This is a genomic window from Lacisediminimonas sp., from assembly GCF_030645335.1.
Classification (GTDB): domain Bacteria; phylum Pseudomonadota; class Gammaproteobacteria; order Burkholderiales; family Burkholderiaceae_D; genus Lacisediminimonas.
The window spans coordinates 1-10602 of sequence record NZ_JAUSNH010000128.1; the positions used below are offsets into that span (position 1 = coordinate 1).

Annotated in this window: 8 protein-coding genes and 1 pseudogene; 7 read left to right on the top strand and 2 right to left on the bottom strand. The window is 61.3% G+C overall.

The annotated features are described in order from the left end of the window. The 4 genes from Q7T64_RS09140 to Q7T64_RS09155 all read left to right on the top strand — a co-directional run. The coding region (locus Q7T64_RS09140) for a hypothetical protein (RefSeq protein WP_304794713.1) at positions 1–442 on the top strand (442 nt) is incomplete at its 5' end. A 597-nt stretch (positions 443–1039) separates the two neighbouring features. Beyond that, positions 1040–2362: a type II toxin-antitoxin system HipA family toxin gene (locus Q7T64_RS09145; protein ID WP_304794716.1), complete on the top strand. Its 1323-nt coding sequence runs from the start codon at positions 1040–1042 to the stop codon at positions 2360–2362. 137 nt (positions 2363–2499) lie between these two features. Continuing rightward, complete coding sequence (locus Q7T64_RS09150; protein WP_304794720.1) at positions 2500–3687, top strand: MFS transporter; 1188 nt, start codon at positions 2500–2502, stop codon at positions 3685–3687. 108 nt (positions 3688–3795) lie between these two features. Beyond that, positions 3796–4842, top strand: a complete 1047-nt coding sequence (locus Q7T64_RS09155) for a LacI family DNA-binding transcriptional regulator (RefSeq protein ID WP_304794723.1) — start codon at positions 3796–3798, stop codon at positions 4840–4842. Between the two features lie 27 nt (positions 4843–4869). On the opposite strand, the gene Q7T64_RS09160 is transcribed toward Q7T64_RS09155, so the two are convergent. Then, the gene (locus Q7T64_RS09160; RefSeq protein WP_304794726.1) at positions 4870–6447 is read right to left on the bottom strand and encodes a gamma-glutamyltransferase family protein; all 1578 of its coding nucleotides are present in this window, start codon (positions 6445–6447) and stop codon (positions 4870–4872) included. Positions 6448–6562: 115 nt separating this feature from the next. Here Q7T64_RS09160 and Q7T64_RS09165 point away from each other — a divergent pair, with 115 nt between their 5' ends. Genes Q7T64_RS09165 through Q7T64_RS09175 form a run of 3 tightly spaced genes read left to right on the top strand, consistent with a single transcriptional unit; the run spans position 6563 to position 8869 of the window. Beyond that, positions 6563–7477 (top strand): ferritin-like domain-containing protein, encoded by a 915-nt coding sequence (locus Q7T64_RS09165; protein ID WP_304794729.1) that lies wholly within the window; start codon positions 6563–6565, stop codon positions 7475–7477. Between the two features lie 34 nt (positions 7478–7511). Then, positions 7512–8480 carry a tripartite tricarboxylate transporter substrate binding protein gene (locus tag Q7T64_RS09170; protein ID WP_304794732.1) on the top strand — a complete coding sequence of 323 codons (969 nt, stop codon included), beginning with the start codon at positions 7512–7514 and terminating at the stop codon, positions 8478–8480. A 20-nt stretch (positions 8481–8500) separates the two neighbouring features. Continuing rightward, entirely contained in the window at positions 8501–8869 is a 369-nt protein-coding gene (locus Q7T64_RS09175; RefSeq protein WP_304794735.1) for a 5-carboxymethyl-2-hydroxymuconate Delta-isomerase, read from the top strand. A gap of 36 nt (positions 8870–8905) precedes the next feature. Here Q7T64_RS09175 and Q7T64_RS09180 read toward each other — a convergent pair. After that, positions 8906–10602 (bottom strand): annotated as a pseudogene (locus tag Q7T64_RS09180) (pyruvate dehydrogenase (acetyl-transferring), homodimeric type); the annotation flags it as partial.

Below are 10602 nucleotides of genomic sequence, written 5' to 3' on the forward strand. Positions count from 1 at the left end.
CGGCTTTCACTTGCTGGACCGCATCTACGGCACCCGCATCAACCTGCACGCCCATGATCCCGTCGCCGCATTGCACGTGATGGAGGACGCCAGCGAATCGGTGCGCGGCCCGCTGGAAACCTGTCCGGGGTGTCGCATCACTTTCGCGGTGCCGGCAGCGATTGCCGCGGCGCGCGCTGGCGAACTCGACCTCGCCGAGCGGCACGAGGCGCAGTGTGCCTACCTGGCCAATGTCGTGATGCGACTGCCTGCCTGGTATGCGGCGCATGACGAGGTCCTGGGGCACATCGCCGCAAACCGGAGTCAAGGCAAAGATGACGCTATCGCACACTTCGCTGCTGCCGCCGCGCGCTACCGTCAAGCCGGACATCGGCTGGATGCAGCGCGGTGTGACGCACTGGCGCGGCGTCCACGGACGCCAGCAATTGGCGGCCCGAAGTAGTCACACGACCCCACTAGCGACGGCGTGGCACGGCGCAAGTCGACACCTAAAAAATCAGCGACTTACGCATGGCCGGAGTCTTATCGTCTTCTCTCTATCGCCAACAACGGCACATTTCGGTGGTCTTTTCGCGATGTCCAGTTGACGTTGAAATTTCGTCGTATACTGATTTAGCGCGACAAAAACGTCTATTTTGTTATACTATATCGGTATGTCAAAGAACACCCGCGCCCTCCTAAGGCTCCCTCCTGCCACTCTCGGCGCGATCGAAAAACTCGGCGCGGACCTGGCAGTTGCCCGCTTGCGCCGCAAGGAGTCATTGCGATCTTGGGCCCAGCGCCTGGGAGTCACCGTTTCGACCCTCCAGCGTCTGGAAGCCGGGGATCCGTCCGTAGGAATCGGTATCGTCGCCACCGCACTATGGCTGATCAGGCGCGATGGCGAATTGGGCAGTCTCGCGGCTCCCGAACACGACCAGGGTGCCCTGGAGTTGGATGTCAGGCAGGCCGTTGAGCTCGGCCGGTCACGCGCTCAGTCCTCCGCTGAGGCCCGTTTGCGGTCGTCTACAGACTTCAACAGAACTAAGGGCGGATAAGCATGCGGCTGGAGGACTTGTATCTTTGGTATGTCGGCGATCCCGCCACACCCCGTTACGTTGGCAATCTTAAGCTTGTATCGGCAGGCAAAGGTGTCTCGTTGCAATACGGTGAAGAGTGGCTCAAAAGCGGCTTCCCGTTAAGCGAAGACCTCCGGCTCATTCCCATCGAATTTCTGCCTCCTGGGCGTTTGGCGACAGATGCGCCGCGTGCCGTAGGGGCGGTTGATGATGCCCGCCCAGACCGGTGGGGGGAGAAGGTCATCCGATGCGTGGACAAGCCCAGAAGGTTGTCCCTGATGGAGTACCTGTACTATGCAGGAGACGACCGATTCGGTGCGCTCAGCGTTTCCACATCACCAAACGCCTATATTCCCAGAGACAGGAATCCACTTCCACGGCTCGCAGATGCTCAGCAGCTCAGTGAGGTGGCCGCGAAGATCGAAGCTTCCGAGCCAATCAATGCCGTTGAGGCCAGAATCATTGCGGGGGGCGGCAGCCCACTCGGGGGAGCCAAACCCAAGGCGCTAATTGAAATTAGCAAAGAGCAATGGGTCATCAAGTTCTTCAATAACGAGCCTGTGGACTCGCCCCTCATCGAACATGCAACGATGACGCTCGCCAAGCAAGCCGGGATTACAGTGGCGGAAACCCAGCTAATTCGCCTTGGCGGCGGAGTCAATGCCATCGCCATTCGCCGCTTTGACCGCGAGGGAGACAAGCGCATTCACAGCATCTCAGCGGGAACAGCGATCCGAGCGGCGACCGCGTCCGGGGCGGAACCGGAGATGGGGTATCCAGAGTTGGCAAGGGTCTTCCGTCGCCTCGGTATCACACAAGGCGGAGCAAATCAAAATGACGCCCGTGAGCTTTTTCGACGGATGGTCTTCAATATCCTTGTCGACAATACGGACGACCACGAAAAGAATCACTCGCTTATGGTCGTAAACCCGTTCGACGGTAAGATGAGACTAGCGCCGGCGTACGATGTGCTGCCGAAAAATTCTGGACAGGGTTACCAGGAGTTCATTTGCGGTTCTGAAGGTAGGGAGTCGACGCTTACGAATGCAATGTCGCAGTGCACGGCATTTGACCTGACGCCCTCAGAGGCGGCGGCTGAGGTTGCGAAAATCATCGATGTCGTGAACACCTGGAAGGAGCATTTAACTGACGTCGGCGTAACGGACAGTGATATCGCAAACTTGGCCGAGCGACTAGACGGCGAAGAACTTCTAAGCCAGCGCAAGAACTTTGATCCATCGGATTATCAATCTTCACGAGGCGGGCGAACTAAAAAACGCAGCCCGTTTGGTCGCGGCTTGTAGCAAAAACCCCGCTTTGCCCTAGCTAGCAACGATTTGTTTCCGGGGCGCGTATACTGTTGCTCGTCCAGCCGGGTGCGCCCATATGGATCCAAGGCAGTTTGCAATCCCGACTCCGCAACTATTCTGTGACTCCTCGTTTGAACTCTACTGCAGAAAATGACGTCCCCTTCCGGAACGTAGCCCCGTTCTTCCTGAGCTCGTTTGTCTGGAATCTCGTCCTCGGCATGAGCTTCCTGCTGGTACCGCTGTACGCCACTTTTCTCGGCTTGTCGGGCGCCCAGGTCGGCACCATCATTTCGCTGCCTGTGGTGCTTCACATCGCCATTAGCCTGACTGGCGGCGCACTGGCCGACCGACTTGGCGGCAAGAACCTGTCATCCGTCTCCTGCGCGTTCACAGTCCTGTCTGCGTTGATGTTCCTGGTTGCCGGCAATTTCGCCATGCTGCTGGTGGCGCAATTCCTGATGGTCACTGCGCGCTCCACCTTCTGGATCGCAAACCTCTCGCTGGCGACCCAATTGCCCGGCAATCCGGCGCGGCAGATGGGTCGCTTTACCGTCGCCACCAATGCCGGGCAAATTGTGGGCAGTGTTTTTGCCGGCCTTGCCATCAAGTTCGCCGACTTTGACTTCGGATTCTGGGCGATGGCGGCCGCCGGGCTTGCTGCGCTGCTGCTGAATCAGATGATCCGGTTCGGCTCCTCAGCCCGCAAGCGTACCCACTCGGCGTACGCTGTTTATCGTCAGTTGCTGGCCAAGCGGCCAATCATCTTCAGCATGGTGTGCGCCTATGTGTTTGCGCTGCCTGTCGCGCTGTCCTTGTCGTTTTACCCGATCCTTTTCGATTTCCAGCAGATCGACTCCAGCATCAGCGGATTGCTGATTTCGACGCGCGGCATCGGCTCCATCGTGGCCGGTTTCTTTGTCTGGCGATTGGTCAAACGGGTGCCGATGGTGACGCCGCCGCTGGGCGCCTCGATCGCGATCGGCACTTCCGTGCTGCTGACGGCGGCCATGTCGCAGTCGCTGCCGATCGGCATTTTCATGTTCACGCTGGGCGTCGGTTCTGCGATCCTGAATGTCTATACCCACATGGTCATTCGCAGCGCGACGACGGACGACATACGGGGTTCGGCATTGGCCTTATTCAATGTCGGGTTCGGGATATCGCTGCTGACCACGCCAGCCTTGATGGGAATCATGAGCGATTGGATTGGCGTTGATAAGGCGTTCTATATCATGGGCGCCTTCACGGTGCTGGTCGCACTGTTGATGGTTCCGATACAGCGGTGGGCGTTTGCAGCGCCGGGTGCAGCGCAGCAGTAAATCGCAGGCTGCATACTGGTTTCGCCCCGTTTTGCCTGGCGTCCGCAGGGCATTGCCCGCAGACCTATGCGCTACACTACCCCCATCCAGAAAACGTCGCCATCCTCAATGGAACCACAAAAAAAAAGACGTCCCGGCCCGCAGCGCGTCACCTTGAAAGCGGTTGCCGAAGCGGCAAGCGTTTCGCCCATTACCGTCTCCAATGTCGTCAATGGCCGCTTCCGCTCGATGAGCGAAGACACGCGCGCGCGCGTTGAAGCGGCAATTGCCCGGCTCAATTACCGGGTGAACCTGGCCGCACGCAGCCTCAAGCATTCCCAGCATTACACCGTGGCCCTGATTGTGGTAGACCAGCGGCCTGCATTCCTTGCGCATCCCGCCCACCACCAGGTGGCGGCGGGCCTGTGCAACTACCTGAACGCGAATGGCTATGCGGCCGTGATCGAAGGCGTGTCGCCAGAGCGGGTGGAGGACGTCAGCTTCCTTGACCGGGTGTCGGCCGACGCGCTGTGCCTGATTGCGTCCGGCTCGCTCGCCGATCGCCGGGCCATGCTGGAACGGCTGCAGGCCACCGGTCAGCCGCTGGTCGTGATCCATGAGCCGCCCATGGGTTCCTCCGCCCGCACATGTCATGTGCGCAGCGACGATTGCACCGGCGGCAAGCTGCTGGCCAAGCACATGCTGGCGCGGGGCGCGCGCCAGGCCTTGCTGTTGCTGCCACGGCGTGACTGGGCCTCGATGGATGAGCGGGAAAAGGGCGTCAAATCGGTATTCCGACGCGTCAAGGGCGCCAGCTTGCAGACGGTACGGGTGGAGGGCTTGTCGGTCGAAGAAGTGGGCAATGCCTTGCATGAGGTGCTCAGTCGTGGCGTGATGCCCGACGCGGTGCTGGCGGGGAACGACTTGCTGGCGGCGGCTGCACAAAAGTATTTCACGCAACGGGGTTACAAAGTCCCCGATCAGGTCCGCATTGGCGGCTTCGGCGGTTATGACCTTGTGCAATACCTGAACCCGACCATTACCTCTATCCGCATCCCGTCGTATGCGATGGGGCAGGCCGCCGGCCAGGCGCTATTGCAAGCGATATCGACCGGGCGATTCGCGCAGCATGACGTGTTGCTGCCGGTGGAACTGGTGCCCGGCGAATCCACCTGAGCCTTGCCCTGCGCGTTCTGCGCAAGTTCAGAGCGCCAGCGCGCAGGCTTGGCGACGCCGATCAGCGGCGACGCACAGGCTGCCGTCGTCGCATGATTCGATCATGGTGGCAGAGCCGAATGAATAGCCGTCTGACTCGCGCCTTGGAGAAAATCCCGCCCCCGCCAGGGACTGCACAATGTCCTCGTCAAGATCGGGCTCCACCAATATATTGCCGCCGCGATCGACTGCCCACCGGCTGTCTTCTATCGCAGTGGCTGGGCCCATGCCGCGCAAGATCAGGTTCATCATGATTTGCGTACCGGTGACAGTCTGGCTGATGCCCCCGGGGGAAGCGTAGACCCAGCGCAGCTTGCCCGCCTTTGTCACGATCACCGGATTGAGCGTATGCGCGCTGCGCTTGCCGGGCGCAATCGAATTGACGCGCCCTGGCACATGGTCGAAGCCGAACATCCTGTTATTGAGCAGCACACCGGTCTGCGGATCGAGATAGTGCGATCCGAACGGGTTGAAAATGCTTTGCACGATACATACCGCATTGCCGCTGGCGTCGGCAACGGTGACGCAGGCCGTCCCGCCACCGGGTACGGGGCTGGCATCCGGCAGCATGGCGGCCATGCGCGCGTGGATCTTTTCGATGCTTGCCGTGTCCAGCAATTGTTCAATCGTCTTTTTCATGTCACGCGGGTCGCCAATTTCCTTCAGCGCCACGTCGAAGGTGGCGCGCATGCAGCGCATCTGGAATGTCATGCGCGACGCCGTATCGGCCAACAGGCGATCGGGCGCAATGCCGGCAAGTGCCTGCAATTGCATCAGCATCAGGATGCCGTAGGAGTTGGGCGGCGCGACGCTGATCTCGTGGCCGTGCAATCGCGACTGCACCGGCTGCACCCACTCTGCGGAATACTGCTGCAGGTCGGTGTGGCGCAACAAGCCGCCGGCTGATGCAATGTTTGCGGCCAGGGCCTGGCCGGTGGCGCCGTTGAACAATTCGTCAGCGCCGAGTCGTGCGATGGCATGCAAGGTGCCGGCAAGCGCGGCTTGCTGCAAGCGCTCGCCAGCAACCAGCGGGACTGTGTTGCGGAAAAAGAGGGCGGCGCATCCGGGGTCCTGGCGAAGTTGTCGCTCCGACGCCAAGATTGTTTGCGCCAGGCTCGGGCTGACGGTGGCGCTGTCTGCGGCCAGTGCAACGGCATCGGCCAGCAGCGCACTCCAGGGCTCGCGGCCAAAACGGTGGTGCAGCGCTTCCCATCCCTTGACGAGGCCGGGCACGACGGGCGCAAGCGCGCCGCGCTGGTGCATGCCGTCGGCGAAGGTCTCCGCGGTGGTGGCGCTTGGTGCAGTGCCGGACGCATTGAGTGCATGCACGGTGCCGCTTGCACCATCGCGTATCAGGAAAAAGGCATCGCCGCCAATCGAGGTGGCGTGCGGCATTGTCACGCACAGCACTGCCGACGCGGCGATGGCTGCGTCGGCCACGCTGCCGCCGCCAGACAGCATCTTCAGCGCGGCGTTGGCGGCGTCGCGGTCGCCGCTTGCAACTGCGGCGCGCTTACCATTTGCCTGGCTTACTGCGCCCTGATCAATCCTGCTTGCGCTTGACATGCCTGCTTTCTCCCGCCTAATATCCGACCACTAGTGTAACGTTACACTAAGATCCGCAGCAACGGATTCAACGTCTCCCGTTCATCACATCCCATCAATTCCGGAGGGCACTACCTTGGCGCAACCTGCAACCATCCTCGACCTGAAAGAGCAGCGCTTTCCATTGGACTTAAAGCCGCAGATGGAGGACATCCGTCAGTTGTGGGATGCCGCGCACAAGACACATTGGGATCCCAATACCGATATTCCGTGGCACCTGTTCGACGCATCGAAATATTCCAGGGAGCAGCTGGAAGCGTCGCGCCTGTACTGGAGTCGCAGGGCCTGGACCGAGTACACCGGCACCGCAGAATTCTGTGCGCTGCAAATGCGCCTGTGCATGGAAAAAGGCCGCGAGATCGATGCCCGTATCCAGATGTCGATGGAGCAGCTGGAGGAGTCGCGCCATTGCATCGCTTCGTACATGTTCGCCGAGCAGCTGGGCGGCTACATCAATGAGCCGCCGACACCGCTGCCCAAGAGCATCAATCATCGCGGCATCCGGGAAAAGGCGTTCGACCTGAGCATCTCGTTCGAGGCGATTGCGATCGCGCATATCTGTATCGGCGAAACCATCGCTGCGCATATCTTCGAAGCGCGCTATCGCCACACCACAGACCCGGTCGCCAAGGAACTGGTGCTGCGCATCATGAAGGACGAGCAGCGCCACATTGCATTCGGCTGGCGCTACATGGCGCACAAGGTAAAAAACTTTACGCCCGAACTGATCAAGGACATGGAACGGGTGGCGATCGACGTCGTCGAAAATTCCGAGCTGAAGGGCTTCCATTGCATCTGGCTGCATCCGTCTGCGGAAACCAAGGAACTGATCGAATCCAACAATCTGTGTGCCGAAGCCGGCCTGGGCGCCTGCACGCCGGAGCAGGAGACCGAGACGCTGGTCAAGTCGATCGGTGACATTCGGGTTCGCCTGGCCGAATGGGGAATCAATCTGCCCATTTTCAATCACGACGTATTGGGGAAAGTCTGACGCAAGAACCCGCCATCAATTCAGGAGCGTCCAAATGCAGAAAGAATTTGTTGCGTCGTTGATCGTGGCTTTTGCGGCGCTGTTCTCCGGAGCAGCGCATTCCCAGGCTTACCCGGTAAAGCCCATCACGCTGGTGGTGCCGTACGCCGCCGGCGGTACGGCAGAGGTGATGGGGCGGGTCTTTGCCCAGCACCTTGGCGATGTGCTGGGCCAGACTGTCATCATCGACATCAAGGCTGGCGCCGGCAGCATGATCGGGTCCGAGTATGTCGCCAAGCTGGCCAAGCCGGATGGCTACACCATCCTGCTCGGCGCCAACCCGCTGGCGATCAACGTGGCGGTAAAGAAGCTGGCCTTTGATCCGCAAAAGGACCTTGTGCCAGTAGGCGGGGTTGCCGGTTTCTCCAGTGTGCTGGTGACCTCGGCGACCAGTCCATACCAATCGGTTGCCGACCTGATCAAGGCCGGCAAGACAGAGAACCTCACGTTCGGCTCGTCCGGGCCGGGCTCGGTCAGCCACATGGCCGGCGAACTGTTCAAGTCGCTCGCCAATGTCAACATGACGCACGTTCCGTACAAGGGCAGTGGCCCGGTCTATCCCGACATGATTGCGGGTCGGGTGTCGGTACTGTTCGACGTCAGCGCTTCGGCAATTGGCTTCATCAACGGCGGCAAGGTACGTGCGCTGGCGGTGACGTCGACCACCAGGTCCAGGGCACTGCCCAACGTGCCTTCGCTGGCTGAAGCGGGGGTTGCCGGTTATGAGGCACTGACATGGTTCGGCGTTTTTGCACCCGCCGGCACGCCGCCCGCCATCGTCGCCCGGCTTGACCAGGCGCTCAGGGATGTGTCCCAGAATCCTGCATTCGTTGCGCGTCTGGATCAGTGGGGCGGTGCGCCGCTTGCCATGGCTTCAGCAGATGAATTTACGCGCTATTTCAAGGCCGATGTGCTGCGTTGGGAGGGGCTGGTCAGGGATGGAAAAATGAAACGGCTGGATTGACGGGATACGGGAGAGTTTGCATGCCGCATCTGACGGCGCAGTACACGAGCAATCTCAGGGGCCTGGATATACCGGCGATCCTGGCGCGAATCAATCAGACCGTGACCGAATCGGGGCTGTTCAGCGAAGCGGATATCAAAAGCCGCGCTGTCCCCCTCGATGCGTTCAAGGTCGGCGTCAGCGCGCAGCCGCGTGCTTTCTTTCATCTGGTGGTGGCGATGTCGGCGCTGGGGGACAGCGTCGAGCGACAACTGGCGCAATCATTGGCTGATGCATTGGACGACCTGGTCTTCGGCACGCCCGGCGTCGAGACCCAGATCTGTGTCGAGATCATTCATGTGCGGTCCTCGACGTATGTAAAGCAGATGGCAAGGGCCGCTGCTGCCTGACGGCCAGGGCGGGCTGTGCTGCCGGCCTTTGCAGGCTCAGCAATCCCAGGGCGCGCTTGCGTCCACATCGATCCCGTAGCGGGTGATGGCCTCTGCACTGACCGCCGCATTCAGCCCGCCGGCCGTCACCAGTGATTGCAGCGCGGCCAGCACGATGTGATACCGATCCACCTCAAAGAAACTGCGCAGCGCCGCACGGGAATCACTGCGGCCAAAACCATCGGTTCCCAATGCCGTGAAGCGGGCAGGGACGTAGGGCGCGATCAGTTGCGGCCATGCGCGCACATAATCGCTCGCAGCGACGATCGGGTCGGCCCCCGGCAGGCAGGCGTCCAGGTGGGAGGCGCGCTGCGCCTGCAGCGGATGCAGCCGGTTCCAGCGTTCGACCTCGCGCGCTTCACGCGCCAGCTCGCTGAAGCTGGTGGCGCTCCAGATCTCGGCTTCCACCTGCCAGTCCTTGGCCAGCATTTCGGCGGCGAGCAGGACTTCCCTGAAGATTGCACCGCTGCCCAGCAGTCGCACCCTGCGACACTGGCCGTGCGGCTGCGCTGGCTGCTGGACGCCGAAGCGATACAGGCCCTTGATCAGGTCCGCCTCGACCCCGGCTGGCAACGAGGGCTGCGGGGTGTTTTCATTCATCAGCGTGATGTAATAAAACACGTCCTGCTGCTGCTCCAGCATCTGGCGCATGCCGTGCTCCATGATCACCGCAAGTTCGCCCGAGAAGGCAGGGTCCCAGGCGCGGCAGTTGGGCACCGTGGAGGCGATCAGCAGGCTGCTGCCGTCCTGATGCTGCAGGCCCTCGCCGCCAAGCGTGGTGCGCCCGGCGGTGGCGCCCAGCAGGAATCCGCGGGCCCGCTGGTCGGCTGCGGCCCAGATCAGGTCGCCCACGCGCTGGAAACCGAACATCGAGTAATAGATATAGAACGGCAGCATCGCATGGCCATGCACGCTGTAGCTGGTGGCCGCGGCGACCCAGGAACTGATTGCGCCGGCTTCGCTGATGCCTTCTTCCAGGATCTGTCCGTCGAGCGCTTCCCGGTAGCTCAGCACCGACCCGATGTCTTCCGGCTCGTAGCGCTGTCCCACGCTCGAATAGATGCCGACTTGCTTGAACAGGTTGGCCATGCCGAAGGTGCGCGCCTCGTCCGCCACGATCGGCACCACGCGCGGGCCGAGCTGCGGGTCTTTCAGCAGGTTGGACAGCATGCGCACGAATGCCATGGTCGTGCTCATTTCCTTGCCTGCTGCGCTGACGGCAAACTCGCCGTAGGCAGGACGTGGCGGAATGGCCATGGCCGGCACGTCGGAACGCCGGGCCGGAATCGTGCCGCCCAGCGCGGCGCGACGTGCGCGCAAGTAGCGCATTTCCGGGCTTTGCTCGTCGGGACGGTAAAACGACAGCGATGTCGTTTCATCGTCCGAAAGCGGTAGCTTGAAGCGGTTGCGAAAGCCGATCAAGGCGTCATGGTCGAGCTTTTTTTGCTGGTGCGTCGTCATCCTTCCCTGGCCGGTGCCGCCCATGCCGAAGCCCTTTTTGGTCTGCGCCAGGATCACGGTCGGCTGGCCGCGATGCTGTTGTGCGGCGTGATACGCCGCATGGATTTTTACCAGGTCGTGCCCGCCGCGTTTCAGGCGGTCGATTTGCTCATCGGTCAATCCCTGCGCCAGTTGCGCCAGTTCGGGGTTCTGGCCAAAGAAGTGGTCGCGGTTGTAGCGCCCGTCCTTGGCGG

Coding starts and splice junctions, on each gene's coding strand:
- Q7T64_RS09175 (WP_304794735.1), top strand. CDS start 8,501: ATGCCGCATCTGACGGCGCAGTACACGAGCAATCTCAGGGGCCTGGAT.
- Q7T64_RS09145 (WP_304794716.1), top strand. CDS start 1,040: ATGCGGCTGGAGGACTTGTATCTTTGGTATGTCGGCGATCCCGCCACA.
- Q7T64_RS09170 (WP_304794732.1), top strand. CDS start 7,512: ATGCAGAAAGAATTTGTTGCGTCGTTGATCGTGGCTTTTGCGGCGCTG.
- Q7T64_RS09155 (WP_304794723.1), top strand. CDS start 3,796: ATGGAACCACAAAAAAAAAGACGTCCCGGCCCGCAGCGCGTCACCTTG.
- Q7T64_RS09160 (WP_304794726.1), bottom strand. CDS start 6,447: ATGTCAAGCGCAAGCAGGATTGATCAGGGCGCAGTAAGCCAGGCAAAT.